Annotated in this window: 25 protein-coding genes; 7 read left to right on the top strand and 18 right to left on the bottom strand. The window is 69.5% G+C overall.

Annotation, left to right across the window (positions count from 1 at the left end; translation table 11 throughout):
• The first annotated feature begins 47 nt into the window (after positions 1-47).
• Positions 48-509, top strand: a complete 462-nt coding sequence (locus tag LIV55_RS07155) for a GNAT family N-acetyltransferase (protein WP_229299755.1) — start codon at positions 48-50, stop codon at positions 507-509.
• A gap of 16 nt (positions 510-525) precedes the next feature.
• Here the strand turns inward: LIV55_RS07155 and LIV55_RS17130 are convergent, their stop codons facing one another.
• Positions 526-1,197: a CPBP family intramembrane glutamic endopeptidase gene (locus tag LIV55_RS17130; RefSeq protein WP_229299754.1), complete on the bottom strand. Its 672-nt coding sequence runs from the start codon at positions 1,195-1,197 to the stop codon at positions 526-528.
• A gap of 70 nt (positions 1,198-1,267) precedes the next feature.
• Between LIV55_RS17130 and LIV55_RS07145 the strand changes: the two genes are divergently transcribed.
• Genes LIV55_RS07145 through LIV55_RS07135 form a run of 3 tightly spaced genes read left to right on the top strand, consistent with a single transcriptional unit; the run spans position 1,268 to position 3,312 of the window.
• Complete coding sequence (locus tag LIV55_RS07145; protein WP_229299753.1) at positions 1,268-1,846, top strand: TetR/AcrR family transcriptional regulator; 579 nt, start codon at positions 1,268-1,270, stop codon at positions 1,844-1,846.
• Positions 1,843-2,556, top strand: coding sequence for a transporter substrate-binding domain-containing protein (locus LIV55_RS07140; RefSeq protein ID WP_229299752.1), 714 nt, complete (start codon positions 1,843-1,845; stop codon positions 2,554-2,556). Before LIV55_RS07145 ends, LIV55_RS07140 begins: the two co-directional genes overlap by 4 nt.
• Positions 2,557-2,601: 45 nt before the next feature.
• Positions 2,602-3,312, top strand: coding sequence for a 4a-hydroxytetrahydrobiopterin dehydratase (locus LIV55_RS07135; protein WP_229299751.1), 711 nt, complete (start codon positions 2,602-2,604; stop codon positions 3,310-3,312).
• An 11-nt stretch (positions 3,313-3,323) separates the two neighbouring features.
• On the opposite strand, the gene LIV55_RS07130 is transcribed toward LIV55_RS07135, so the two are convergent.
• The 3 genes from LIV55_RS07130 to LIV55_RS07120 form a co-directional block, all read right to left on the bottom strand.
• Positions 3,324-4,196, bottom strand: coding sequence for a serine hydrolase domain-containing protein (locus tag LIV55_RS07130; RefSeq protein ID WP_229299750.1), 873 nt, complete (start codon positions 4,194-4,196; stop codon positions 3,324-3,326).
• A 47-nt stretch (positions 4,197-4,243) separates the two neighbouring features.
• Positions 4,244-5,626 carry a replicative DNA helicase gene (dnaB, locus tag LIV55_RS07125; protein ID WP_068272272.1) on the bottom strand — a complete coding sequence of 461 codons (1,383 nt, stop codon included), beginning with the start codon at positions 5,624-5,626 and terminating at the stop codon, positions 4,244-4,246.
• Positions 5,627-5,941: 315 nt separating this feature from the next.
• Positions 5,942-6,217, bottom strand: coding sequence for a DUF2277 domain-containing protein (locus tag LIV55_RS07120; protein ID WP_229299749.1), 276 nt, complete (start codon positions 6,215-6,217; stop codon positions 5,942-5,944).
• A gap of 109 nt (positions 6,218-6,326) precedes the next feature.
• Here LIV55_RS07120 and LIV55_RS07115 point away from each other — a divergent pair, with 109 nt between their 5' ends.
• Entirely contained in the window at positions 6,327-8,078 is a 1,752-nt protein-coding gene (locus LIV55_RS07115; protein WP_229299748.1) for an alkaline phosphatase D family protein, read from the top strand.
• 47 nt (positions 8,079-8,125) lie between these two features.
• On the opposite strand, the gene LIV55_RS07110 is transcribed toward LIV55_RS07115, so the two are convergent.
• The 11 genes from LIV55_RS07110 to LIV55_RS07060 form a co-directional block, all read right to left on the bottom strand.
• Positions 8,126-8,359, bottom strand: a complete 234-nt coding sequence (locus tag LIV55_RS07110; protein ID WP_229299747.1) for a hypothetical protein — start codon at positions 8,357-8,359, stop codon at positions 8,126-8,128.
• A 226-nt stretch (positions 8,360-8,585) separates the two neighbouring features.
• The gene (gene solA / locus LIV55_RS07105) at positions 8,586-9,710 is read right to left on the bottom strand and encodes an N-methyl-L-tryptophan oxidase (protein WP_229299746.1); all 1,125 of its coding nucleotides are present in this window, start codon (positions 9,708-9,710) and stop codon (positions 8,586-8,588) included.
• A 60-nt stretch (positions 9,711-9,770) separates the two neighbouring features.
• Positions 9,771-10,175: a hotdog fold domain-containing protein gene (locus tag LIV55_RS07100; protein ID WP_229299745.1), complete on the bottom strand. Its 405-nt coding sequence runs from the start codon at positions 10,173-10,175 to the stop codon at positions 9,771-9,773.
• Between the two features lie 50 nt (positions 10,176-10,225).
• Positions 10,226-11,230 (bottom strand): ABC transporter ATP-binding protein, encoded by a 1,005-nt coding sequence (locus LIV55_RS07095; protein WP_229299744.1) that lies wholly within the window; start codon positions 11,228-11,230, stop codon positions 10,226-10,228.
• On the bottom strand, positions 11,223-12,353 hold the full coding sequence (locus LIV55_RS07090; RefSeq protein WP_229299743.1) for an ABC transporter ATP-binding protein: 1,131 nt from the start codon (positions 12,351-12,353) through the stop codon (positions 11,223-11,225). Before LIV55_RS07090 ends, LIV55_RS07095 begins: the two co-directional genes overlap by 8 nt.
• A gap of 31 nt (positions 12,354-12,384) precedes the next feature.
• Complete coding sequence (locus LIV55_RS07085) at positions 12,385-13,935, bottom strand: ABC transporter substrate-binding protein (protein ID WP_229299742.1); 1,551 nt, start codon at positions 13,933-13,935, stop codon at positions 12,385-12,387.
• 29 nt (positions 13,936-13,964) lie between these two features.
• Positions 13,965-14,771, bottom strand: coding sequence for an ABC transporter permease (locus tag LIV55_RS07080; protein WP_229299741.1), 807 nt, complete (start codon positions 14,769-14,771; stop codon positions 13,965-13,967).
• Between the two features lie 80 nt (positions 14,772-14,851).
• On the bottom strand, positions 14,852-15,760 hold the full coding sequence (locus LIV55_RS07075) for an ABC transporter permease (RefSeq protein ID WP_229299740.1): 909 nt from the start codon (positions 15,758-15,760) through the stop codon (positions 14,852-14,854).
• A gap of 8 nt (positions 15,761-15,768) precedes the next feature.
• Complete coding sequence (locus tag LIV55_RS07070) at positions 15,769-16,614, bottom strand: enoyl-CoA hydratase/isomerase family protein (protein WP_229299739.1); 846 nt, start codon at positions 16,612-16,614, stop codon at positions 15,769-15,771.
• 2 nt (positions 16,615-16,616) lie between these two features.
• Positions 16,617-18,737: an acetate--CoA ligase family protein gene (locus LIV55_RS07065; RefSeq protein ID WP_229299738.1), complete on the bottom strand. Its 2,121-nt coding sequence runs from the start codon at positions 18,735-18,737 to the stop codon at positions 16,617-16,619.
• 185 nt (positions 18,738-18,922) lie between these two features.
• Positions 18,923-19,624: a FadR/GntR family transcriptional regulator gene (locus LIV55_RS07060; protein WP_229299737.1), complete on the bottom strand. Its 702-nt coding sequence runs from the start codon at positions 19,622-19,624 to the stop codon at positions 18,923-18,925.
• A gap of 264 nt (positions 19,625-19,888) precedes the next feature.
• On the opposite strand from LIV55_RS07060, the gene LIV55_RS07055 reads away from it, so the two are divergent.
• Positions 19,889-20,914 (top strand): Gfo/Idh/MocA family protein, encoded by a 1,026-nt coding sequence (locus tag LIV55_RS07055; RefSeq protein WP_229299736.1) that lies wholly within the window; start codon positions 19,889-19,891, stop codon positions 20,912-20,914.
• 50 nt (positions 20,915-20,964) lie between these two features.
• Positions 20,965-22,185, top strand: a complete 1,221-nt coding sequence (locus LIV55_RS07050) for an NAD(P)/FAD-dependent oxidoreductase (protein ID WP_229299735.1) — start codon at positions 20,965-20,967, stop codon at positions 22,183-22,185.
• A gap of 168 nt (positions 22,186-22,353) precedes the next feature.
• On the opposite strand, the gene LIV55_RS07045 is transcribed toward LIV55_RS07050, so the two are convergent.
• From LIV55_RS07045 to LIV55_RS07035, 3 genes are read right to left on the bottom strand one after another with little or no spacing between them, the layout of a single operon-like run.
• Positions 22,354-23,853 (bottom strand): CoA-acylating methylmalonate-semialdehyde dehydrogenase, encoded by a 1,500-nt coding sequence (locus tag LIV55_RS07045; RefSeq protein ID WP_201468067.1) that lies wholly within the window; start codon positions 23,851-23,853, stop codon positions 22,354-22,356.
• Positions 23,850-24,737 (bottom strand): ATP-binding cassette domain-containing protein, encoded by an 888-nt coding sequence (locus LIV55_RS07040; RefSeq protein ID WP_229299734.1) that lies wholly within the window; start codon positions 24,735-24,737, stop codon positions 23,850-23,852. The genes LIV55_RS07045 and LIV55_RS07040 overlap by 4 nt, the downstream gene beginning before the upstream one ends.
• Complete coding sequence (locus LIV55_RS07035) at positions 24,734-25,801, bottom strand: ABC transporter permease (protein ID WP_068270704.1); 1,068 nt, start codon at positions 25,799-25,801, stop codon at positions 24,734-24,736. The genes LIV55_RS07040 and LIV55_RS07035 overlap by 4 nt, the downstream gene beginning before the upstream one ends.

The following is a 25,801-nucleotide window of genomic DNA, read 5'->3' as shown; positions in this document are numbered from 1 at the left end:
TCCAGGTCGACCTCGGGTCGGACCGCCCGCCCGTGTTGGATGGTCCCGTGCCCGTCATCACCCGCGCCGACCTCGACGACGTCCGCCTGCTCACCTTCCTCCAGGAGCACCTCGACGACCTCGCCCCGACCGCGCCGCCCGAGAGCCGGCACGCCCTCGACGTCGACGGGCTGCGCGGACCCGGGGTGCGCATGTGGGTCGCGCAGGACGGCGGCGACGTCGTCGGCACGATCGCCCTCGCCGAGCTCGCCCTCGGGCACGACGAGCTGAAGAGCATGCGCACCGCCCCGCACCGCCGCGGGTCAGGGATCGGCCGCCTCCTTCTCGGGCACGCGCTCGACGACGCACGGGAGCGCGGGGTCGGGCGGGTCTCGCTCGAGACGGGCAGCGCCGACTTCTTCGCGCCGGCCCGGGCGCTCTACCGCCGGGCCGGGTTCGTCGAGTGCGCCCCCTTCGCCTCCTACGTCGAGGACCCGCACAGCGTCTTCATGACGACCACCCTGCGCTGACCCCCTTCGCCTGGTCTCAGGCCTGGGCGACGGCGAGCACGACGACCGGGACGTCGAGGACCGCATGACACAGCACGCACGCCCACAGCGTGCGCCGCCACAGCAGGAGGGCGTACAGGGCCGCGGCGCCGGGCAGGCCCGTGACGAGCCACGTCGGGCCGAAGTGGACGACGTGCGGGAGGGCGAAGACCGCGAGACTGACCGCCGCCGCCAGGCGCGGGTCGACCCGCGCGCCGAGCCGCTCGACGACGTAGCCGCGCCACAGCACCTCCTCGGTGATCGCCACGGTGACGACGAGGGCCACGGAGAGCCCGACGCCGAGCCGCACGAGCTCGCCCTCGGCGCTCGCGGCCTGATCTGCGGGCAGCAGGAGCGACGCGACCCACTGCCACGCGAGGGCGGCGCCGCCGAGGTAGCCCGCCCACGACAGGTCCTGCTCGGTGGGGCGCACGAGGCGAAGGGAGGCGAGGTCGAGACGCTCGACACGCACGACGTAGAGCAGGAGGGCGGCGACCGCGAGCCAGTTCCACGCGAGCACCCGCGAGGGGCCGGGCAGGGGGACCTCGAGACCGACGACCCGGGCGAGAGCCGGCAGGTAGGTGGGCAGGTAGGCGAGGAGCAGCCCGCCCACGAGCACGGGCAGGGAGACCACCGGGCGGGTGGCCCGGTCGGCACGGGTGGTGGTCACGTCGTCCCCCTTCGTCCTCGGCAGTCGACACACTAGAGCAGATCACGCCATCTGCTCTAGTGTGGGTCTCGTGACCCCTGACCGACCCACCCCTCGCACAGCCCGAGGCGCCCCCGGGGTGATGCGCGAGGCGATCCTGCGGGCCGGCCTGACGACGATCGGCGACCGGGGCTACCGGCACGCCACGACCCGCGAGATTTGCCGGCGGGCGGGGGTGTCGAGCGGCACTTTCTTCCACTACTTCCCGACGAAGGCCGACCTCCTGCTCGCCCTGCTCGACCGGGGCGAGGACCAGCCCGCCGCACCGGACCTGCGAGCGTTCCTCGACGAGGTCGTCGCCGAGGCCGCCGACCCGGTCGTGCGTGCCTTCGTGCGCGAGGTGTCGACCCTGGCGGACGTCCCCGGGCTGGCCGAGGTGCTCGAGGCGGAGGAGACCGGCCGCCGGGCACGGCTCGTCGCCGCGCTCGAGACCGAGCGGGCGGCCGGGCGGGCCGGCACCGCCGTCGCCCTCGAGGAGCAGGTGCGCCGCGTCGAGCTGCTCGTCGCGGGCTACGAGTCACTCGTCGCGACGAGCGAGGTCGACGCGCGCGCGCTCGGTCGCACGCTGCACGAGATGGCCCGGCTGACCCTGGCTACGCTCGCGCCATGACCTCCGACGTGGCCAGCGACCTCGCACCGACCGGCGTCCTGCGCGCCTCGATCAACCTCGGCAACCCGGTGCTCGCGCAGGGCACGGCGACGGACCCGAGCGGGGTCACCGTCGACATCGCCCGCGAGATCGGCGCCCGTCTCGACCTGCCCGTCGAGCTGGTCTGCTTCGACGCCGCCCGCAAGTCCTTCGAGGCGCTGACGAGCGACGCTGCCGACATCTGCTTCATGGCCGTCGAGCCCGCCCGGGCGGACGAGGTCGCCTTCACCGCGCCCTACGTCGTCATCGAAGGGGTCTTCGCCGTCCCCGTCGACTCCCCCGTCACCACCCCCGCGGACGTCGACCGGCCCGGGGTGCGCATCGGGGTCAAGAAGGGCTCGGCCTACGACCTCTACCTCACCCGCACGATCGAGCACGCGACGCTCGTGCGCGGCGAGGACGGCGTGCAGGCCTTCGTCGACGAGGAGCTCGACGTCGCCGCCGGCATCCGCCAGCCGTTGACCGCCTTCGTCGAGGCGCACCCGCAGACGCGTCTGGTGCCCGAGCGCTTCATGCAGATCCAGCAGGCGGTCGGCACGACGAAGGGCCGCCGCCCCGAGACTGTCGACTGGCTGAGCGGGGTCGTCGAGGAGCTCAAGGCCGGCGGCTTCGTCGCCGAGGCGCTCGAGCGGTCCGGGCGCGGGGACGTCACCGTCGCCCCGCCCGCCTGACGCCACACGCTGCGCCGACGCCACGGCGGGTCTAGGTTCGCGGGCATGGACATGCTCAGGGGCGAGCAGATCGCCGAGGCCGCACTCACCGACTGGCGCAAGCTCGCGCAGGGGCTGCATGCCCGATACCTCGCGGCGGACTTCGCTGCCGCCGCGAGGCTCGTCACCGCCATCGGCGAGGCCGGCGACGCCGTGGGCCACCACCCCCGGGTGCAGATCGGCGCCGGGCACGTCGACCTCGAGCTCGTCACGACCGATGCGGTCTACCGCGACGAGGACGACGGCAGCGAGCTCGTCGTCGAGTGGGTGACCCAGCAGGACGTCGACCTCGCCCGAGTGATCGAGCGCCTGGCCGCCGAGCAGGACCTGTGCGCCGATCCCACCGCGGTGAGCGAGGTCGAGCTCGGTCTCGACGTCGCCGCCTCCGACGTCGTCGCCCCGGTGTGGGCTGCCCTGCTCACCGGTGACCCCGGGGCCCAGGGCCGGGGCACCCCCGGCGACGAGATCCGCGACGCCACGGTGCGGGTGCCCAACCTGTGGTTCGGCGACCTCGACGAAGGGGGAGCCCCGGCGCAGCGCGTGCATGTCGAGGTCTACGTCGCCCCCGAGGTGGTCCAGGCCCGGGTCGACGCCGCGGTGGCCGCCGGGGGCACGGTCGTCGACGACAGCCAGTCGCCCGGCCTGACCGTCGTCGCCGACCAGGAGGGCAACCGCGGCGTCGTCGTCGCGGACACGTCCGCCGCTCGCCTGGGCTGACCCGCCGTCGGTCAGGCGGAGAGCACCTCGACGACGCGCTCGGCGAAGGGGTCAGCGCCGGCGTGGTCGTCGGCGGTCACCGTGATGACGGCGTCACCGCGGAAGATGAGCATCTGGCCGTAGGCGCCGTGCAGGCGCCACGCGTCGCCCGGGCCGCCCCACCCGGCGAGCGAGTAGCGCGAGTACGCCGGCGAGGCGTCGCGCTCGACCCAGTCGGAGCGCATCGCCCCCGGCCACCGCGGCGCGACGAGCCGGCACCCCTGCCACAGCCCGTCGTCGCGGATCAGCCGGCCGATGCGGGCGAGCTCGTCGACGGTGAGCAGCAGCCCGTCGGCCGCGGCGATCGCCCCCTTCGGGCAGCGCACCCACACCGGGTCCTCGATGCCGAGCGGCTTGAAGAGCCGTGGGGTCAGCCAGGCCTGCACGTCGCCGACGGCCCCGGCGAGCGCACGCATCGCCGTGTACGTGCTCGCCGTGGAGTATTGGAAGACCCGGCCTGCTGACGGGCGTGACAGGTACTCGTGGGCGAGATCGGGCCAGTCGGTCATCCACGTCGGGGTCCACGGCAGGTCGATCCCGCTCGTCATGCTCAGCAGGTGGCGGGTCGTGACCTCGTCGACCCCCGCGCCGAGCTCGTCGTCGCGGAGCTCGGGGAGGTAGCGGCGCACCGGGGCGTCGACCTCGAAGACCCCCTCGTCGTCGGCCATCCCCGCGGCGAGGACGCACACGCCCTTCGCGACCGAGTGGATGTCGCGGCGCACGTCCGGTGACCAGTGGTGCACCGCCGAGTCCTCGCCGACGAGCACGTGCACGGCGTGCGCACCGAAGACCTCCTCGTGCACCGCACGGACGAGCTCGTCGAGGACCTGCTGCGCGCCAGACACGCGAGCAGTATGTCGAGCCGCCGGGTCGACCTCTCGGGCGCCCCGGGCTAGAAGCCCGAGTCCTTCTCGAGGTTGGAGAAGCGGGCGTAGTGGCCCTGGAAGCCCAGGACGATGTCGGCGGTGGGGCCGTTGCGGTGCTTGGCGACGATGACGTCGGCCTCGCCCTCGCGCTCGGAGCTGGGGTCGCGGTCGCGGTGCAGGAGGATGACGAGGTCGGCGTCCTGCTCGATCGAGCCGGACTCACGCAGGTCGCTCATCGCGGGGCGCTTGTCGGTGCGCTGCTCCGGGCCACGGTTGAGCTGGCTGATCGCGATGACCGGGACCTCGAGCTCCTTGGCGAGCAGCTTGAGCGCTCGGGAGAACTCCGAGACCTCCTGCTGGCGCGACTCGACCTTCTTGCCGCTCGTCATCAGCTGGAGGTAGTCGATGACGATGAGCCGCAGGTTGTGCTGCTGCTTCATCCGGCGCGCCTTGGCCCGGATCTCCATGAGCGCGAGGTTGGGGCTGTCGTCGATGTAGAGCGGGCTGTCGCTGATCTTGCCCATGACGCGGCTGAGCTTGGCCCACTCCTCGTCGCGCAGGCGACCACGGCGCAGCGACTGCAGCTGGATCGCCGCCTCGGCCGAGAGGATGCGCATGGTGATCTCGGTGCGGCTCATCTCGAGCGAGAAGACGGCGGTGGCCATCTTGTGGTGGATCGCGGCGGCCCGGGCGATGTCCATGCCCATCGTCGACTTGCCGACGGCCGGTCGGGCCGCGAGGACGATCATCTGGCCGGGGTGGAGGCCGTGGGTGAGCTCGTCGAGCTCGGTGAAGCCGGTCGGCACGCCGATGAGCTCGTCGGTACGACCGGCCGCGACCTCGATCTCGGCCATCGTCTCGTTGAGCGTGTTCCACAGCGGCACGTAGTCCTCGCCACCGCGCTTCTCCGCGACGCCGTACACCTCGGCCTGAGCGGCGTTGACGATCTCCTCGACGTCGCCGCCGCCCTGGGCGTAGCCCATCTGCGCGATGCGGGTGCCCGCGTCGACGAGACGGCGCAGCACGGCCCGCTCGGCGACGATCTGGGCGTAGAAGCCGGCGTTCGCCGCCGTCGGCACCGACTGGATGAGGTCGTGGATGTAGGCCTGGCCGCCGACGCGCTGGAGGTCGCCGCGCTTGCTCAGCTCGTCGGCGACGGTGATCGCGTCGGCCGGCTCGCCGCGGCTGTAGAGGTCGATGATCGCGTCGTAGATCGACTCGTGCGCCGGCTTGTAGAAGTCGGGGCTGCGCACCGTCTCGATGACGTCGGCGATGGCGTCCTTGCTGAGCAGCATGCCGCCGATGACGGACTGCTCGGCGACGAGGTCCTGCGGCGGGGTGCGGTCGAGGAACCCAGCAGCCCGCTGGCCCCCGCCGGGCGCCCCGGAGGACAGCTCGGCGTCGGGCATCGAGGCGAACATCGACTCCAGGTCACTGCTCAACTGCGTCCTCCATCCATGATCTGCCCACTGTCGCACCGGCCGGGGACAACCCCCTAATGCGCCTGTGGACCGACCTGGGGACGGGCTGTGGAGGACACGCCACGACGTTGTGCACAGGCGGTGGACAACGCTGTGGAGGACGAGATCCGTCGACCCTCGACACAGCCTGACATCCCCCGCAGGAGCGGGCCGCGCGTCACCCACACCATGTGCACAGCACAAAGTCAGGTGTCCGCGGCGACCATCCACACCCGCCGTGGACCGCACCGCCCGTCGAGGGGCTCAGCCGGTGGTCGCGTACCGCGTGCGAGCCCGCTCCCGGGCCTTGGCCGCCTCGACCTCGCGGTCCTTCGGGGCCGCGCTCGTCGTGAGGTGGTCGAGCAGGTGCTGGGTGGCGACGGCCACCTCCTGCACGGCCTGGGCGAAGGCCTCCTCGTTGGCCCGCGACGGCTTGCTCGCGCCGCTGATCTTGCGCACGTACTGCAGCGCCGCGGCCCGCACCTCCTCGGACGTGGCCGGGGGCTCGAAGTTGTGCAGCTGTCGGATGTTTCGGCACATGCCCCCATCGTCCTCCGGGCGGCCGCACGCGGCCACCCCTTCGCCACCAGCCCTCGACAGGTCGGACGCGGGGCGAAGGGGGGACCCCGCGCCGTGCCAGAGTGAGACCATGCCTGAACTCGTACTCGGCCCGCTCGTCCGCTGCGCCGAGGCGACCTCCGTCGCCGTCTGGGTCGAGACCGACGTCCACACCCGCGTCACCGTCCGGGCCGGCGACGTCGAGGCGAGCGCCCCCACCTTCGCCGTCCACGGCCACCACTACGCCCTCGTCGTCGTCGACGGGCTGCCGGTCGGCGAGCCGACGCCCTACGAGCTCAGCCTCGACGACACCGTCGTGTGGCCGCTGGCCGACTCGCCCTACCCCGCCCCCGTCCTGCCGACGATCGACCCCGAGACGCCGCTGCGGATGGCCTTCGGCTCGTGCCGCACGAGCGTGCCGCACGACGAGGAGGGCAACTCCACCCACGGCATCGACGCGCTGCGCGCCTACGGGCTGCGGATGGCGGGGGTCGCCCGCTCCACCGACGACCCCGAGGAGGGCGAGATCCGCTGGCCGGACCTCGTGCTCTTCCTCGGCGACCAGGTCTACGCCGACGAGACCTCGCCGCAGATGCGCGAGTTCATCGCCTCCCGCCGCTCGCTCGAGGAGCCGCCGGGCACGGAGCTCAAGGACTACGAGGAGTACGCCCACCTCTACCGGCTCGCGTGGAGCGACCCGGCGACGCGGTGGCTGCTGTCGACCCTGCCGAGCGCGATGATCTTCGACGACCACGACGTGCGCGACGACTGGAACACCTCGTTGTCGTGGCTGCGCGACATGCAGGCGACGTCGTGGTGGCACGAGCGGATCGTCTCCGGGCTGACCTCGTACTGGGTCTACCAGCACCTGGGCAACCTCGGTCGCGAGGAGCGCGACGTCGACCCCGTGTGGCAGCACGTCGTGCGGCACGACGGACCCGACGAGCTCGACCTCACGGACGTCCTCGACGGCCTGTCCGAGCGCGTCCAGGGCGACCCGACGGCCTACCGCTACAGCTACTCGCGCACCTTCGGCACCCAGGCCCGCCTCGTCGTCGTGGACTCGCGCGCGGCGCGCGTCCTGCAGCCCGAGCGTCGCTCGATCGTCGACGACAGCGAGCTGGCCTGGCTCGACGAGCGCCTGCGCGGCGACGTCGACCACCTGCTCATCGGCACCTCGTTGCCCTTCTTCCTCGCCTCCGGGCTGCACCACCTCGAGGCCTTCAACGAGGCCCTGGCCTCGGGGCGGTGGGGCCGGCGGGCCGGCCGGGTCGGCGAGCGGCTGCGACGGGCTGTCGACATGGAGCACTGGGCGGCCTTCCAGGAGGGCTTCCGCCGGGTGTCCGACATGGTCATCGAGGTCGCCGCGGGTCAGCGCGGCGAGGCGCCGGGCACGGTGACCTTCCTGTCCGGCGACGTCCACCACAGCTACGTCGCCGAGGCCTTCTCGACCCGTGCCCGGGAGCGCGAGGGTGCCCCCGCCCTGCGCAGCCGCCTGCTGCAGGCCGTCTGCTCGCCGATCCGCAACCCCCTCCCGCGCGGCGTCCGGGTCGGCACCGCCTTCCTCTCCCGACGGGTCGCCGCACCCATCGGCCGGGCCGCGTCGCTGGCGATCGGGGTGCCCCCGGCACCGCTGCGCTGGGGCTACGTCGAGGGCCCGTGGTTCGACAACAACCTCGCCACGCTCGAGGTGGAGGGACGCGGGTTGCGCATGTGGTGGGCTCGAGGCGAGGTCGTCGACGGCCACCACGACCTGCCCTCGCTCGTCGAGGTCGCCGACATCACCGTGGACCCGCCCGCGACCGCACCCTCTCAGCCGCGCCGCGAGGTGGCCGCGACCTGATTCAAAGGGGGCCTCGCCGCCGACCGGTCGGACCGGCTCGGGTCAGGTCAGCGCTGGCGGACGTAGGAGAGCAGCTGGTACATCGCGAGGAGCAGCACGGCGCTGATCGCGAAGGCACCGGCCCCGGCGGCCATCCCCGTGGCCATGGCGTCGACCATCGTCTCGCCGCGCCCGACGAGGGTGACGATCGAGACGACGAGCGCCACCGCCCCGGCGAGGACAGCGCTGATGATGACCTGGCTGTACGGCGTCTCGTGCGTCGCCGCCCGTGACCTGCCCATCTCGACCGCTCCCTCGCGTCTGCGCCCGGCCCGTCCGGACCGGTCTCGAGCGACGCTACCGGCGCCCGCCTCCTCTCGCCTGCCGGGAGGAGAGGGGCGCTCGACCGCGTCGTGCCGCGACCCTAGGACCGCCCGACCGGGTCCACCATGGGGAGCGCTCCCCGGGCATGCGAGGGGTGATGGGGTTCGCCGCACCCAGGGACCGCTGAGTCGCCGACAGACCGGGTCAAGGCCGGAAGCGTCCCGTCCGTAGCGCGGAGACGTCGAGGGACGGCGCCCCTGAGGTGAGCAGGTCGGCGACGACATCACCGACAGCCGGCGCCATCTTGAAGCCGTGGCCAGAGAAGCCCCCCGCGACGAGGAGGTTGCCTCTATCTGAGACGGGGCCGAGCAACGCATGGTGATCGTCGGTGAAGCACTCCTGATACGCACCTACCCTGATGGGGTCGGGGTGAAGGTCGGGCAGGTGCTCGGATATGACCTCACGATATGGCGCGAGCACCTCGGGGCTGACCGTCCGGTCCAGCAGGTCTGGATCCGGCAGCGCGGGCTCACGTGCGCTGGTGACGCCCAGCTTCACCGACACCCCGTCCACGCTCGCCATCCCGTAGAAGCTGACTCCAGGACTCGTGCGGGCGAAGACCGGGCAGTCTCGGCCGAACCAGAGCTCGGGCGACCTGGGGACGAACCACGCTCCGATCCGGCGCTCCGCTCGAACCACGCCCGCGAACTGAGGAAGCATCCTCGCGAGCCAGGGGCCCGGAGCGACGACGGCCGCGTCGAACCGGTGAGCGTGACCGTCCTCGACGACCACGATGTCGCTCCCTCGATGCTCGACGGCTTCGACACGCGCATACCGCCGAACCGTGGCCCCGAGCATCTCCGCGCGGTGTGCGGCCGTCGCGACAGCCAGCTCTGGCCTCAGATAGCCACCCAGGTGATCGAGGACGGCGACGTCCGAGGTGGCGACCCGGTGCTGGGGGAAGCGCCGTCGGATCTCCCGCCCGTCCAAGATCTCGCAGTCGAGATCGTGAGCCATGATGCCCTCGTCGAGGGTGTCGAGGACAGCCGAGTCACGCGGTGTGATGGTCAGCATCCCGACCTCGTGCAGGAGCTTCCGGCGCGTGATGTGCTCGAGCTCGCGCCACAGCTCGCGCGCTCGCCGAAGGATCGGGGTGTAGCCCGCTCCCTCTGCATACGCCATTCGGAAGACACGACTCTCACCTCCGGCGGCCGAGCGGTCGTGACCAGGGCTGAACTGCTCGAAGACGGTTGCGAAGACGCCTCTTTCAGCGAGCCGCCACGCGATCATGCTGCCCATGGTCCCGCCGCCGATCACAGCGACGTTCACCTGCCGGCCCCTGGTGTGGAGGCGCCGGGCTCGGCGACCTCACCGTGCCCTGTCGGGGTCTCAGTCATGGGCGACGTCAGCTCGCGGCTTGACCCCCACGTACTCACCGCTGGCGACGACTTCCGGAGGATCGAGCACCTGACCACTGGTCGTCTGACCGGGCTCACCCGAAGATGTGGCGATCAGCTTGAGCACCTGGGCCCTGACCCTTCGAGATCGGTTACCCACCTTGACCGTCTCAGCCCGCACCTCGATGAAGTCACCCACCCTGCACACCGAGGTGAAGTCCACCCCCTCCCAGCGAGCCAGGTAACCAGCCGTCTCCCCTCGCTGCAGACCGAGCATCGCCCCCGCGTCAGACATCAACGCCAGATAAGTGGCCGCCGGTATGACACCGCTCGCGTAGTGCGTGTCGTCGGCTCGCAACCGCATCCGAAGGATCGCGATGTTGTGTGTCTCTTCCATGATCTTCCTGCTCTCCTGTTGATTCCTGGTGGTACGGGACCGGTCAGTCATCACTCCGGGAAATGACAGGCGACCTCGTGGGCCGAGCCGTCACTGGAGTCGAGATCGGGGTCCACCGCCGCGCAGACGTCCTGCGCTTTCCAGCAGCGGGTTCGGAACGAGCAGCCCGTCGGCACATTCGCGGGCGAGGGGAGCTCGCCGGCCAGCACGATCCTGGTTTCGTCCAAGTCGACACCTGGTTCGGGCACAGGCGCCGAGGACAGCAGTGCTTTCGTATACGGATGCCTGGGATGGTCGTAGATGGCGTCTGTCGACCCGTACTCGACGACCCGGCCCAGGTACATGACCGCGACGTAGTCCGATATCGACGCCACAACACCGAGGTTGTGTGCGATGAAGACGTAGGCGATGCCCAGCTCGTCTTGCAGGTCCCTCAGCAGATTGATCACTTGCGCCTGGATGGATACGTCGAGCGCCGAGACGGGCTCGTCGCAGATGATCACCTCTGAGTCCGCAGCAAGTGCTCGCGCCAGTCCGACTCTCTGCTGCTGCCCTCCGGACAGCTGGACGGGATGGCGGTCACCCAGATGATCTGCCAGGCCCACCGCCGCCATCAGCTCATCGACCCTGGCCCGTCGGTCGGCACGGGACCGGCGCGGGACGGCGACGTCGAGGGGCTCACGGATGATCTGACGCACCGTCATGCGGGGGTCCAGCGAGGTGAAGGGCGACTGGAAGACCATCTGCACCCGTCGCAACAGCGCGTGGCGCTCTCGACTGGGCAGCGACTCGGCGACCTGCCCACGAACCTTCACGGTCCCCGAGGTCGGAGGCTCGAGCCCGACGAGCATCCTCGCCAACGTCGACTTCCCGCACCCGGACTCGCCCACCACACCGACGGTCTTCCCTGCGGGTACCCGCAGGGAGACACCTCGGACGGCACGTACCTCTCGCCTCTCGCCCGTCGGGATGACATACGACATCACCAGATCTTCCGCTTCGAGGACAGGCGGATGTGCCTCGCTGATCGCTGACGGCCTGGTGGACTCACTCATCACAGGCGATCTCCTTCCACCGTCGGCACGCCGTGCTGTGCCCCGACACCACAGGTTCCAGATTGATCGTGCCGACTCGACATCCCTCGTCCGCATGGGGGCATCGCGGATGGAAACGACAGCCACCCGGCCACTGCGACGGACTCGGGGGCGAACCTGGGATAGAGGACAGCCGTTCGCGGCGACGGTCCGGACGCGGCACCGCCCTGAGAAGTCCGGTCGTGTAGGGGTGCTGCGGCGAGTCGAAGACATCTCGCACCCGGCCGCTCTCCACGACCGACCCTGCGTACATGACCGCGACACGGTCAGCGGTCTCTGCGACAACTCCCATGTCATGGGTGATCATCACCAGCGCCATGCCGGTCTCGGCGCGAAGATCTCGCAGCAGCTGGAGGATCTGCGCCTGGATCGTCACGTCGAGGGCCGTGGTCGGCTCATCAGCGATGAGCACGTCAGGATCCAGCGCGAGTCCGGCCGCGATAAGGACACGCTGTCGCATGCCGCCGGAGAACTGGTGAGGATAATCTCCGAGCCGGTCCGAGGCGGACGGGATCCCCACCATGTCGAGGAGCTCGGCGGCTCGCCTGCGGCACGCCGGTCCCGACCATCGACGATGGATCCTCAGCGCCTCGCTGATCTGGTAGCCGACCGTGAGCGACGGATTCAGTGATGACAGCGCATCCTGCGCTATCAACGCCAGCCGTTCTCCTCGGATGCCGCGAAGGGTCTTCCGGGACGCCGAGCGGAGGTCGACGCCGTCGAAGAGCACCTCCCCGTCGACTCTTGTCGTCCTGCTCTGCGAGTAGAGGCCCAAGACGGCTCTCATCGCCACGGATTTCCCCGACCCTGACTCGCCGACGATCGCGACAGAATCGCCCCGATCGACGCGGAGGTCGAATCCGTTGACAGCCGCGACCGGACCCCGAGACGTCCCGAACTCGACCGACAGATCCGAGACGTCGAGCAGTGGTGCACCGGACCGGCCGGCTCTCGCCTGGTCACGCACGGCCGTCTCCTCCTGGGTGCGTCCCGTCGACCGGGCGCGGCTCGAACTCCTCACTACCTGCATCGCGCCTCGAGACTTCGACATCAGGCCCTCCTCCTTGCTCGGCATCCCGTACATGCGCGCGCCCTGCACCTGTGCGTGCACACGCTCAGTCCGCGATCTCGATGTCCTTGAGGATCACGTTGTCGCCGAACTCCGGGGACCACGAGATGGCATCCGTCATCCCGTAGATCGAGTCCGCCTGCCACATCCCACCGATGGCGTAGCTGCGATGGACGCTCTTCTGGGCCTCCTGCCACAGCCGCAGGTTCTCGTCCTCGTCAGTGGTTGCACTGGCGTCGTCGGAGAGGCGGTCGTACTCGGGCAGCTTCGCGATGCTCGCCGACGACGAGCTCTGCAAGAACGAGTCCTGCTTGCTGGCATCGCCCTCACCGAAGTCCCAGCCGATCATGTAGAAGGGACCCGCACTCCCCTTCGTCATCTGACTGATCAGTCGTCCCCACTCGACCGTCTGGGGCGCGACCTCGAAGCCAGCCGCTTCGAGCTGACCGTTGATCGTGTCGTAGATCTCCTTGTCTGCGACATATCGACCCGCAGAGGTCTTGGTCGCCAACGGGAGCCCGTCCTCGTACCCGGCCTCCGCCAGCAGGCGCTTCGCCTTTGCGGGGTCGTACTCGTAGGCACTCAGGGAGTCGTCGAACTGTGCGACTGTCGGGCTCATGGGGACGCCAAGCGCGCGCCCGTGACCTTTGAGGAGCTGGTCGACGAAGCCTTGGACATCGATGGCGTGAGCGAAGGCCTGCCTCACCTTGATGTCGTCGAAGGGGGCCGAACGCATGTCGAGCAGCAGCGTGTGGACCAGGCCGTCCTCGCTGGACTCGACGTGCACACCATCGGCGTCACCAACCCGGTCGACGTCTTCGATCGGAACACGCTGGATGAGGTCGACCTCGCCCGCCAGAAGCGCGTTGACACGAGTCGTGTTCTCGGTGATGAACGAGAACTTCGCCCGGGCGATGTCAGGCTGCTCACCCCAGTAGTCGTCGTTGCGCGCCAGAGTGATGGATTGACCCTTGTCCCAGGACTCCATCTTGTATGGGCCCGTGCCTACGGGATTGTTCGCGACCTCGTCGGGTGTGCTCTCGCTGAAGTACTTCGGGGGGACGATGAAGACACGTCCGGAGCCGCCGATGGGTTGCATCCGTCGTGGGAGAACCGCGTCAGGAGACTTCGTGACGATGTCGACGGTGTGGTCGTCGACAACTTCCACCTTCTTGACGGTGTCGAGCTGGCTCGCACTGACGGACACCGTCGCGGGGTCGATGATCCGTTCGATGGAGTACTTGACTGCCTCGGCGTCGAACGCCTCGCCGTTGGTGAAGGTGACGTCGTCGCGAAGCTCGAACCGCCACCTGGTGGGCTCGACGAGCTCGTACGAGGTCGCGAGGTTCGGGCCGAGCTCGCGCGTCTCAGCGTCGATGGAGAGGAGGGTCTCGTAGATCTGGCTCATGACAGCCAGGTCGGGTCCGTTGGCGCTGCGCTGCGGGTCCAGCATGTCGATACCAGCGCTGAGAGCGATGTCGATGGAGTCAGAGCCTGCAGACCCGTTCTCGTCACCATCGACGGAGCAAGCGGCGAGCAGAGAACTTGTGAGTAGCGCTGCGCCGATCATGGCGCGGAACCGGGTGGACCTGTTCATGGTGATGCTCCTTCAGTTCGTTGCTGGGATCACGGACGTGCGTGCGGATCGAACCGGTCTCGGATTGCTTCTCCGACGACGTTGACCGCGAACACGAGCAAGAAGATGGCTGCCCCGGGTACGACGGTGAGCCACCATGCGGACGCCATGTAGTCGCGGCCGTCGCTGAGCATCTCTCCCCAACCGGGCGACGCGGCAGGGGCTGCGAGACCGATGAATCCGAGGCCCGCGATGATGACGGTGGCGGTGCCGAAGGCCAGAGCACCGAGGACCAAGATGGAGGAGAGCACGTTGGGGAGCACATGCCGGAAGATGATTCGGAGCGTGCTGCCCCTCATGACGCGAACCGCGAGGATGTACTCGAGCTGGCACACCTCGCGCGTCTCGACGTAGACGACTCGAGCGATCTCGACCCACGATGCGAGAGCCACAACTCCCACGACCAGCCAGAAGCTGGCCCCGAGGATGCCGACGACGGCGAGTGCGAGAAGGAAGAACGGGAAGGACAGCTGAAGATTGGTCAGGAGGATCAGCAGGTCACCGAGTCGACCGCCGCGGTACCCGCAGACCAGCCCGAGGACCGTTCCCACCCCGACGCCGATCATCACCCCTAGGGTCGCCTGGACGACGATGCTCTGAGCGCCGGCCAGAACCAGCGAGAACATGTCCCGGCCGAGCGCGTCCGTGCCCAGCAGATGACTCCCGGTGCTGCTCTCCGCTCCGGGCGCTAGCAGCCGGCTCTCCAATGACTGCGCCCCGGCGTCGTACGGCGCGAGCTTGTCACCCACCGCTGTGATGACCGCGAAGATCACGAGCAGGAGAGCAGCGACGGTCACTGCGGCGCCTCCCCGCATGGCCCGCAGGGCATGAGTGCGGCGTGGCCGGGTCGGGCGAGGCGACAGTGCAGTCAGATCGGTCATGACTCGCCCCTCAGGCGTGGGTTCGCGAGTCGGCTCATGATCTCGGTGATCACGGTCACCACCGCGAAGATGACGGCGACGTACACGACGATCCCCTGCACGACAGGGAAGTCACTGCGGCTGATCGACTGAACGGCGAGGCTCCCGATCCCCGGCCATGCGAAGACGGTCTCGGTGAGCACGGCCCCTCCGAGCAGTCCTCCGATCTGCAGGCCCCCCAGGGCGAGCACCGGCAGGAGCGCGTTGCGCAGCACGTGGACGGTGATCACCCGTGGTTCGGAAGCACCACGAGTGCGTGCTGTCTCCACGTAGGGCATCGGAAGCACGTCGATCACCGATGAGCGGGTCAGTCTCGCCATCGTGGGAAACAGGAACAGCGCGAGGTTCACTGTGGGGAGAACCAGGCTCAGAGCCCCGGCGGTGCCGTAGGTCGGGAACCACCCGAGCTTGACCGCGAAGACCTGGAGCAGCAGCAGTGCGGACCAGAACGACGGGATGGAATTGCCGAGCACGGCGACCGCCTGCACGGCCCGGTCGAGCAGACCACCGCGACGGATCGCAGCGAGCGTCCCGAGTGGGACGGCAAAGATCAACGTCACGACGAAGGACGAGGCCGCCAGGATCGCCGTGTTCGGCAGGTAGCGGAGCACGATCGACGAGACCGAATCCGAGTCGAAGTACGAGTTTCCGAGGTCCCCGCGCACAGCGCCCGCGAGATAGGAGATGTACTGCTGCACCATGGGCTGGTTGACTCCGAGCTCCTCACGGAGCAGCTCGCGCTGCTCGCTGCTCGCGTCCTGCGGGAGGATCAACGCCGAGGGATCACCGCTCATCCGGACCAAGATGAAGGTGAGGGTGAGTGCTCCGAAGACGACGAGAAGACCGATCCCGACGTGCTTGACCACAAGCCGTCTCATGACCGGTACGGCTCCGGCTCGTAGTAGCTGGCGCGCCACTGCGCAGCCTGCTTGGGGCCGTCCTGCTCAACCCGCCGCTTGAACTCCTCGGCGACCTCGTTGGGGAAATCAGCAAGGTGGACGACGCTGTCCACCCAGCCGTCGATGTGCGGCACCATCCCCGCGGTCTCGTACGCCCGGTTGATCCCCAGCTTCCCCATACGGGCAGCACCCGCTGGAACCTTGCGGAGCCGATCCACCACTTCATGCACGCGCTGGTCCAGGTGGTCGTCGTCGACCACCTCGGTGACCAGACCAAGGCGATGGGCTTCATCGGCGTCGAATCGATCACCGAGGAGGAGGACTTGCTTCGCCTGCTTGTGGTTCATCATCCACGGCACCATCAGGAACGCAGATCCAGCGCCGAAGAGAATCTCCGGCTCACCCAGCTCGCAGGACCGCGACGCGATGGTGAAGTCTGTCGGCAGGACGAGCTCGAACGCTCCGGCGAGGCAGAAGCCATGCAGCACGGCCACGACCGGTTTCGGGCAGTTCCAGATCGCCCACCGCACCCGGTTCGAACCATCTCGCAAGCCGCTGAGCTTCTCCTCGCTCCCCTTGTGCGCGACCTGCAGAGCCAGATCGAACCCCGCCGAGAACGCACGCCCGCGGCCCCGCAGGACGATGACCCGGCACTCGGTGTCGGTTGATGCGGCCGCCACGAGACGGCCGATCTCGTCGTACATCGGGTGCGTCAACGCATTGAGCTTGTCCGGACGATTGAGCCAGATGGTCAGGACACCATCGACAAGCTCGGAGATCACGTCGTCGTCAGGTGCGTGCACCGATCTGGAGGCATCCACGATCACTCACTCCCCGACAGGTCGCGGACGACGGCACCATCAAGTGCCACGAGTCGAGCTCCGACAGTGACGAGTGGGTTGACGTCGATGCTCTGGATCCCGGTGTCACGGATGCAGGCCTCGACAAGCCCATTGACGAGCCGATGGAGCTCCTGCAGGTCTACGGCCGGCTTGCCTCTCCACTCCCCCATGAAGTCGGCGATCGGTGACCGTGCGATCGCGGCGCAGAACTCGTCGAAGCAGGTCGGGGCGATCAGCACGGCGACTCGAGCCGCGACTTCGGTGAGGATCCCGCCAACCCCGATGACCACGGTGTGGCCGAAGGTCTCGTCTCTGCGAATGCCGAGGAGGATCTCGCGGTCTACGTCCAGCTGGGGCGACACCGAGCAGACGAAGGTCTCGTCGACAGCGAGCCGATGGCGCATGTCGACGAACGCAGCACGCACGTCGGCCGGTGTGGACAGGCCCAGACGTACGCCGCCGACGTCCGACTTGTGCGCGACATCCTTCAGCTGAGCCTTCAGCACGACGGGGTAGCCGATCGCGTCGGCAGCCGAGGCCGCCGCCTCCGGGCTGCCGGCCTGCTGCTGCGCGACAGTCTCGACTCCTGCGGTCGCCAAGATCTGCAAAGACTCGAACTCCGTGAGCACGAGTCCGCCCGGCGCAGCGTCGCTCGTCGTGGATGCCGGCATCAGAACCGAGCGCGACGCACCGTCGTGTCGCGCGAGGAACTCGCCGCGTTCCCGCAGCGCTCCGAGAGCTGCACCTGCTTCCGCGAGGGATCCGTAGCAAGGAACACCGGCGCGTCTCATGGCGGTGAACTCCGCTGCCGTGTCCTTGGCGAAGGGTGTGTAGAACACGATCGGTTTGCCCAGCTCGGCCTGCAGCGCGCCCAGGGTTGCCGCCGCCGACTCCCAGGTGAGTCCGGCGTCATCAACGAGCCCCGGCTTGAAGCTGTTGCCGTAAAGCCCGTAGCTCAGCCCACCGTCATAGGAGTCCGTGCTGAGTGGGTAGCACATCAGCGTACGGAAGAGCGTGAGGTCCTCGGTGAACCCCCCCGTCATGTCGACGGGGTTCGTCACAGGAGCCCACGGTGGCAGGTGCTGACCGAACTGGGTCCGCAGGTGAGAGTCGAAGGCGGGGACGTCGAGACCGGTCCGCTCGACGCAGTCGGTGCCGATCGTCGAGTGACCGCCCCCTGACCCGACGATCGCGATTCGCGAACCCTTCAGGGGCGGGCAACGGAGCAGGGCTTCGGTCACCGCCAGCAGATGATCAAGGTCTGTGACCTCGACGATGCCGGCCTGCCGGAATGCGGCGCTGTAGATGGTCTCGGCGGCCGACAGCCGTGACGTGTGGGACGCAGCTGCGCGACGTCCGGCGTTGGTGACCCCGCCCTTGATCGCGACGACCGGCTTGTGCGCAGCGACGTCACGAGCGCGCCGGACGAAATCTGCGCCCGCCACCTCCTGGAGGCTCTCGACGTACATCAGCACGACGTCGACCGCGTCGTCCTGACCCATGTACTCCAGGTAGTCGATGAGCGGCACGTCGGCCTGGTTGCCGAAGCTCACGAAGGAGTGGAACCCCAGGTCGTGACGACGTGCATGGGTGAACATCGTCAGTGCGATGTTGCCGCTCTGGGAGATCAGTCCGACAGACCCGTCCTGGACGCCCTTCATGCTGGTCAGGTTGAGATGGCTGGTGCGGTCGAACACGCCCATGCAGTTGGGTCCGACGATGCGCATCCCCAGGTGGTTGCACTGCTCGACCATCGCCTGCTGAGCTCGCGCACCTTCGGGGCTCATCTCCGCGAACCCGGCGGTGAATACCACCCCGACCTTGACCCCCGCCTCGGCGGCCTCGACCATCGCCGAAGGAGTGGCACGTACCCCTACCGCGCCGAAGACGAGATCAGGGATCTCCGGGAGATCGGCGATCGAGCGGTAGATCTGCTGTCCATCGACCTCACCGCCACTTCGTCCGACCGCGTAGATCCGTCCGCCGAACGGCTCCTTCAGGGCGGCGCGGAAGATGCTGGTCCCGCCGCGCTCTGCATTCTCGGATACTCCGAGCACTGCGACGCTGGTAGGCTTGAACAGCGCATTCAGGTAGTGACTCACGGTCTTCCCATTTCTTGGCATCTTTGCCACATCGAAATGACAGGTGGGCAGCACCGACCGCAACGGCGAGCCGCCAGCGGCAATTCGCAGATCGGGTCAGGTATAGGGGTCGCCAAGATCGCGCCGGATCATGGCTGGGTGTCAATGACGAGTTGCTGGTCCTGCGTGAGATCAGCGATAGAGCTTTATTTCTGACTTCTCACGATGTTTCGGACGGCCTCTGCGGCGCGCTCGAGCGAAGCCTGAGCTATGCGTTGAGCGCGTGCGGTGTCCTTCGCCTCGACCGCCTCTGCCACAAGCTTGTGGTTCGCCGTCCCCCACTTGTCCTGTTGGTAGAGGGGCAAGAAGGTCTGGTAGGCCCTTGCGATGGCATCCGTCGTCACCATGTACAGGTACATGACGACGGGGCTATGAGCCGCCTCCGCCAGAGCGTGGTGGTATTCCAGGTCAGCTTCGAGCGACGCCACGTTGGTCGTGGCCCTCTCAGCCTTCTCGATCGCCTGGTTGATCTTGGCGATGTCCTCGCGGGTCGCCCTCTGGCAGGCGAGCTCGACGACCTTCAGCTGTAGCAGGATCCGGGACTCGTAGAGAGACGAGAACTCGGGGTCCGCAGTCTTGATGTTCATCAGCAGGTCATCCGGAGCGTGGATCTGAGCGCCGGACGCGACGAAGGTCCCGGCCGTGCTGCGTTCCAGGAGACGCATGAGGGTGAGAGCCTTGATCGCCTCCCTCACCGTTCCGCGACCGACACCGTAGGCGTCTGCCAGAGCGATCTCGTTGGGGAGTTTCGTCCCCACACCGAACTCGCCGGAGGCGATCTTCTGCCGGATGTCCGAGACGATCTCGTCAGACAACGTGCCGCGGCGAAGCTTCTGGATGTGAGCCACAGGGTTCCTCCTCGGGTTGTCCGACAATCTGACAGTAGGGTGATTTGACAAACAGTGTCAAGAGCTACTCGACCTCACTTTCTGCGCCGGGCCACCCGGCGGAGTTACGCAGTCGACGTCCGGGGTGAGCGAAGGGGGTGACCCGGCCCTTCCCTCCCCGCTGCACCTCCGCTACAGTCCATTTGTCCTGACATACGGACATCACGCACGAGGCCGTGCCGTCGCGCCTCGACCGGGACCAGACCCTGCAGGAGCACACGACTGATGCGTATCGGACTCATCGGACTCGGCCGCATGGGCGCCGTCCACGCCGACACCCTCGCCGCCCTCGACGTCGTCGAGGAGGTCGTCGTCACCGACCCGGTGCGCGCAGCCGCCGACGCCGTCACCGGGCGCATCTCGAAGGCTCGCGCCGTCGACTCCCCCCAGGCCCTGCTCGACGCCGGCGTCGACGGCGTCGTCATCGCCGCGGCGACGAACGTCCACGCCGAGCTGCTCGAGGCCGCCCTCGCCCGGGGTGTGACGACCTTCTGCGAGAAGCCGGTCGCCGGCACGGTCGCCGAGGCGGTGCGCATGCAGGAGCTCGCCGCCCAGGCGAGTGCGCCGGTGCAGATCGGCTACCCCCGGCGCTTCGACCCCGCCTTCGTCGCCGCTCGCGACGCCGTGCGAGACGGCTCGCTGGGCCGGGTCCACACCGTGCGCTCGACGACGCTCGACCCGGCCCCGCCGCCCGCGGCCTACCTCGCCGTGTCCGGGGGCATCTTCCGCGACTGCGCCGTCCACGACTTCGACGCGGTGCGCTGGGTGACCGGGCAGGAGGTCGTCTCCGTCTACGCGGTCGGGGCGACCGACCCCGACGCGGCCGCGGAGATGTACCGCGACCACGGCGACCACACGAGCGCCTCGACCCTGCTGACGATGAGCGACGGCGCGATCGGTGTCGTGTCGAACACCCGGACCAACGCCCGCGGTTACGACGTGCGCCTCGAGGTGCACGGCGTCGCCGACGCCGTCGCCGCCGGTCTCGACGACGGGCTCCCCCTTCGCCCGACGCAGCCGGGGGTCTCGTGGCCGGCCGGGCCGCCGCACACCTTTTTCATGGACCGCCTCGCGCAGGCCTTCCGCGCCGAGCTCGCGACCTTCTGCCGGGTCGTCGCCGGCGAGATCGACTCGCCGTGCACCGTCGACGACGCGATGGGCACCGCCTGGGCAGCCGAGGCCGCGACGCTCTCGGCGATCGAGGGCCGCCCTGTCACGGTCGCCGAGGTGCAGGACCGCGCCCTCGTCTGAGTGGCGGGGCGAGGTTTGCCTCTGACCGGCGCGAGGCGTTGGATCGAGGCATGACCTCTGAGCTCCAGGTCGTCGTCATCGGCGGCGGCGAGTGCGGTGCCCGCGTCGCCCACGACCTCGCGACGAGCGACCTCGACGCCCGGGTGGTGCTCGTCGGACGCGAGTCGCGAGCGCCCTACGAGCGGCCTCCGCTGTCGAAGTCCGTCCTCGTCGACGACGACCCGCGGCCGGTCGAGCCGTACCGCGACGGGCGGCTCGACGTCGAGGGGCTCGAGGTCCTCGCCGGGCGCACGGCGACCTCTCTCGACCTCGTGGGACGCACGGTCGAGCTCGGCGACGGCATGCGCCTGGGCTTCGACCGGCTCGTGCTCGCGACGGGGGCTCAGCCGCGCCGGCTGACCGGGCTGCCGGCTGCCGCGCTCACGCTGCGGACCTTCGAGGACGCGCTCGTGCTGCGCGACGCCCTGCGGCCGGGGGCGCACCTGCTCGTCGTCGGCGCCGGGCTCGTCGGCCTCGAGGTCGCCGCGAGCGCCCGGACGCGTGGCGCGCAGGTCACGGTCGTCGAGGCCGCGGAGCGCGCCCTCGGGCGCGCGGTCCCCGAGCCCGTCGCGCGGGTGCTCGTCGAGCGTCACGAGGCCGAAGGGGTGGACCTGCGCCTCGGCACGACCGTCGCGTCCGCGGGCGCTGGGTCCGGCGGGTGGCGGGTCGAGCTCTCCGACGGCAGCGTCGTCACCCCGGACGTCGTGCTGCAGGCCGTGGGGTCGATGCCGGAGACCGGGCTCGCGCAGGCTGCGGGCATCGAGGTGGACGACGGGGTGGTCGTCGACGCGGCGATGCGCACGAGCGCTCCGGGCGTCTGGGCCGCGGGTGACTGCTGCGCCGGGCCGGTCCCGGTGCTCGGGCGGCGTCAGCGGCTCGAGTCGTGGCGGATGGCGCACGACCAGGCCGCCGTCGCCGCGGCATCGGTGCGCGGCGAGGAGGTGTCGATCACCGCCGTCCCGTGGTTCTGGTCCGACCAGTACGACCTCAGCCTGCAGGTGTCAGGCATGGCGGCGGCGGCCACGCGGTGGGTCGAGCGCCCCCGGCCCGACGGCACCGTCGTGCACCTCGGCCTCGACGCCGACGGAGTGCTCGTGTGCGCTGCCGGTGCCGGACGGGCCGCCGTCGCGAAGGACGTGCGCATGGCCGAGCGGCTCGTCGCCGCGGGCGCCCGCCCCGACCCCGACCAGCTCGCCGACCCCGCCGTGCAGCTCCGCAGCCTCCTGGGCTGAGCCCGTCCGAGGGACGTGGTCTCGAGGCTCGCTGACGCTCGCACCTCGACCAGCGAGAAGGACAGCTGACGCTCGCGCCTCGACCAGCCATGCCGCCGCGCTCGTGCCTCGACCAGCGAGGGGGGCGGGCGCTCGCGCCTCGCCCCCCTTCGCCGACGAGAGCGCGGGTCAGTCGGTCTGGGGGAAGCCCAGGTTGATGCCGCCGTGGCTCGGGTCGAGCCAGCGCTGCGTGACGACCTTGCCGCGGGTGAAGAAGTGCACGCCCTCCATGCCGTGGGCGTGGGTGTCGCCGAAGAGGCTGTTCTTCCAGCCGCCGAAGGAGTAGTACGACACCGGGACGGGGATCGGCACGTTGATGCCGACCATGCCGACCTCGACCTCGTGCTGGAAGCGCCGGGCGGCACCGCCGTCGTTGGTGAAGATCGCCGTGCCGTTGCCGTAGGGGTTGGCGTTGATGAGCTCGAGGCCCTCGTCGTAGCTGGCCACGCGGACGACCGAGAGCACCGGACCGAAGATCTCGTCGTCGTAGACGCTCATCCCCGGACGCACCTCGTCGATGAGCGTCGGGGCGACGAAGAAGCCCTCGCCGTCGGCGTCGAAGTCCCCGTCGCGCCCGTCGACGACGACCTTCGCGCCGGCCTGGGCACCGGCGTCGACGTACGACGCGACCTTGTCGCGGTGGGCGGCGGTGACGAGCGGGCCCATGTCGCAGCCGCGGCGCCCGTCGCCGGTGCGCAGCTTGCCCATGCGGTCGACGATCTTGCTCACGAGCTCGTCGGCGACCGGCTCGACGACGACGAGCGCGGAGATCGCCATGCAGCGCTCACCGGCCGAGCCGAAGCCGGCGTTGATCGCGGCGTCCGCGGCGAGGTCGAGGTCGGCGTCGGGCAGGACGAGCATGTGGTTCTTCGCGCCGCCGAGCGCCTGGACGCGCTTGCCGGCGGCGGTCCCCGTCTCGTAGACGTACCGCGCGATCGGGGTCGAGCCGACGAAGGAGACGGAGCGCACCTTGTCGTGGGTGAGCAGCGCGTCGACGGCCTCCTTGTCGCCGTGGACGACGTTCATCACGCCGTCCGGCAGGCCGGCGCGCTGCCACAGCTCGGCGACGGCGTTGGCCGCCGACGGGTCCTTCTCGCTCGGCTTGAGCACGACGGCGTTGCCGCACGCGATGGCGATGGGGACGAACCACAGCGGCACCATCGCGGGGAAGTTGAAGGGCGAGATGATCGCCGCGACACCGAGCGGCTGACGCATCGAGTACACGTCGACCGCCGTCGAGGCGTTCTCGGAGAATCCCCCGCGCAGCAGGTTGGGGATGCCGCACGCGTACTCGGCGACCTCGAGACCGCGCACGACCTCGCCGAGGGCGTCGGAGAGCACCTTGCCGTGCTCGGCGGTGATGAGCGCAGCGATGCGCTCCTTGTCCTCGTTGAGCAGCTCGCGGAAGCGGAAGAGGACCTGCGCGCGGCGGGTCAGCGAGGTGTCGCGCCACTCCAGCCACGCGGCGTGCGCGCCCTCGACGACCTCGCCGACGAGATCGGCCGAGGCGAGGTCGAGCGCGCCGGTGACCTCACCGGTCGCCGGGTCGTAGACCTCGCTCGTGCGCTCGGCGGTCCCCTCCCACGGGGATCCGGCGACGAGGTGGGTGATGCGGGTGGGGGTGCTCATGGACGCCTCTCATCGGTGCTTCGTGCTGGTGTGGCAGGTGCGGTCTCGGGGTGGTCGGGCGCGACGGTCGCGTCGGGGTCGACGTCGCGCAGCTCGTGCTGCAGCTCGGCGAGCTCCTGCCCGCCGGCCATCTCCGCCGTCAGCTCGTCGAGGGTGATCTCGTCGCGGTGCGCGTCAAGGACGACCCGGCCGAGCTTGAGGACGGCGAAGTGGTTGCCCACGAGGTAGGCGTGGTGCGGGTTGTGGGTGATGAAGACGACGCCGAGGCCGGCGTCGCGGGCCTTGGCGATGTACTTGAGCACGACACCGGACTGGCGGACGCCGAGCGCCGCCGTCGGCTCGTCGAGGATGATGACCTTGGCCCCGAAGTAGATGGCCCGCGCGATGGCGATGCACTGCTTCTGACCACCGGAGAGCCCGCCGACCGGGCGGTCGAGGTCACCGATGTGGATGCCCATCTTCTGCAGCTCCTCGTCGGCGATGCGACGCATCGTCGCGCTGTCGAGGAAGAGCCCGCGGCGGATCTCGTTGCCCATGAAGAAGTTCCGCCACACCGACATGAGCGGCGCGAGCGCGAGGTCCTGGTAGACGGTCGCGATCCCGAGCTGCTGCGCGGCCCGCGGCGAGGCGAGGTTGCGCGAGATGCCGTTGACCGAGAAGGTCCCCTCGCTGTGCTCGTGCAGACCGGCCATGATCTTGATGAGCGTGGACTTGCCGGCGCCGTTGTCGCCGAGCACGCACGTCACCTCGCCGGGGTAGACCTCGAGCGAGACCCCGCGCAGCGCGTGGACGTTGCCGTAGGACTTGCCCACGTCGGCCATCGCGACGAGGGGCTCGCGGCTCCCGGGCGTCGCAGCCGCGGTGGGCTCGGTTGCAGTGCTCATCGTGCGTCCGCCTTCTTCTTGACGTAGACGTTGAGGAGGGTGGCCAGGAGGAGCATCACGCCGAGGAAGGTCTTGAGCCAGTCGACGTTCCACCCGGCGTAGCTGATGCCGGCCTGGGTCATGCCGTAGATGAGGGCGCCGAGCGCGGCGCCGACGACCGAGCCGTACCCGCCGGTGAGCAGGCACCCGCCGACGACCGCCGCGATGATGTAGATGAACTCCTGCCCCACGCCCTCACCGGACTGCATGACCGAGTACTCGAAGAGCAGGTGCATCCCGAGGACCCAGGCGCAGAAGCCGACGGCCATGAAGAGGCCGATCTTCACCCGGGTCACCGGCACGCCGACGGCCCGCGCCGCGTCGGCGTCGCCGCCGGCCGCGTAGATCCAGTTGCCGACCCGCGTCCGGGTGAGCACGAGCGCACCGATGACGACGAGGACGGCCCAGTACGCGACGAGCGCCTTGATCGTCACCGGTCCGATCTGCACGCTCCACGCGAAGACCGAGCGGGCCGACTCGAAGCCGGCCATGTCCGAGATCCGCGGGGTGGCGACCGAGCCGCCGACGAGACGTGTCACGGCGAGGTTCGCGCCCTGGAGCACGAAGAAGGTGCCGAGGGTGACCAGGAAGCTCGGCAGCCCGGTCTTGGTGAGCAGCCACCCGTTGAAGGCGCCGACGAGCAACGAGAAGACGAGGGCCGCGAGGACCCCGATCCACACGTTGAGCCCGAAGTTCCACGCCGTGAGGGACGCGCAGATCCCCGAGGAGATCGCGGCGACACCGGTGGAGAGGTCGAACTCGCCACCGACCATGAGCAGCGAGACCCCGACGGCCATGACGCCGATGGCGGCGGCCCCGTACAGGATCGTCCCGGTGTTGCCGATCGACCGGAAGCCCGGCGCCACCGCGATGAAGATCACCGCGATGGCGACGGCCCCGACGAGCGCCCCGATCTCGGGCCGCGAGAAGAGCAGGCCGAGGCCCCCCTTCGCCGCGACGCGGTCGTCGACGGCGGCGGCGCTCGTGCTGCCGCCCGCCTGCTGGTCGGTGACGGGTGCGCTCAT

It is taken from the genome of Janibacter melonis (assembly GCF_020567375.1).
Taxonomy (GTDB): Bacteria; Actinomycetota; Actinomycetes; order Actinomycetales; family Dermatophilaceae; genus Marihabitans; species Marihabitans melonis.
The sequence above is the reverse complement of the archived record's forward strand: the minus strand, read 5'-3'. Positions and strand labels throughout refer to the sequence as shown.

Excerpts from the sequence above, each read along its gene's own strand:
- LIV55_RS07140 (WP_229299752.1), top strand. The coding sequence starts at position 1,843 with ATGACCTCCGACGTGGCCAGCGACCTCGCACCGACCGGCGTCCTGCGC.
- LIV55_RS07135 (WP_229299751.1), top strand. The coding sequence starts at position 2,602 with ATGGACATGCTCAGGGGCGAGCAGATCGCCGAGGCCGCACTCACCGAC.
- dnaB (WP_068272272.1), bottom strand. The coding sequence starts at position 5,626 with ATGCCCGACGCCGAGCTGTCCTCCGGGGCGCCCGGCGGGGGCCAGCGG.
- LIV55_RS07120 (WP_229299749.1), bottom strand. The coding sequence starts at position 6,217 with ATGTGCCGAAACATCCGACAGCTGCACAACTTCGAGCCCCCGGCCACG.
- LIV55_RS07115 (WP_229299748.1), top strand. The coding sequence starts at position 6,327 with ATGCCTGAACTCGTACTCGGCCCGCTCGTCCGCTGCGCCGAGGCGACC.
- LIV55_RS07110 (WP_229299747.1), bottom strand. The coding sequence starts at position 8,359 with ATGGGCAGGTCACGGGCGGCGACGCACGAGACGCCGTACAGCCAGGTC.
- LIV55_RS07100 (WP_229299745.1), bottom strand. The coding sequence starts at position 10,175 with ATGGAAGAGACACACAACATCGCGATCCTTCGGATGCGGTTGCGAGCC.
- LIV55_RS07095 (WP_229299744.1), bottom strand. The coding sequence starts at position 11,230 with ATGAGTGAGTCCACCAGGCCGTCAGCGATCAGCGAGGCACATCCGCCT.
- LIV55_RS07090 (WP_229299743.1), bottom strand. The coding sequence starts at position 12,353 with ATGTACGGGATGCCGAGCAAGGAGGAGGGCCTGATGTCGAAGTCTCGA.
- LIV55_RS07085 (WP_229299742.1), bottom strand. The coding sequence starts at position 13,935 with ATGAACAGGTCCACCCGGTTCCGCGCCATGATCGGCGCAGCGCTACTC.
- LIV55_RS07055 (WP_229299736.1), top strand. The coding sequence starts at position 19,889 with ATGCGTATCGGACTCATCGGACTCGGCCGCATGGGCGCCGTCCACGCC.
- LIV55_RS07050 (WP_229299735.1), top strand. The coding sequence starts at position 20,965 with ATGACCTCTGAGCTCCAGGTCGTCGTCATCGGCGGCGGCGAGTGCGGT.
- LIV55_RS07045 (WP_201468067.1), bottom strand. The coding sequence starts at position 23,853 with ATGAGCACCCCCACCCGCATCACCCACCTCGTCGCCGGATCCCCGTGG.
- LIV55_RS07040 (WP_229299734.1), bottom strand. The coding sequence starts at position 24,737 with ATGAGCACTGCAACCGAGCCCACCGCGGCTGCGACGCCCGGGAGCCGC.
- LIV55_RS07035 (WP_068270704.1), bottom strand. The coding sequence starts at position 25,801 with ATGAGCGCACCCGTCACCGACCAGCAGGCGGGCGGCAGCACGAGCGCC.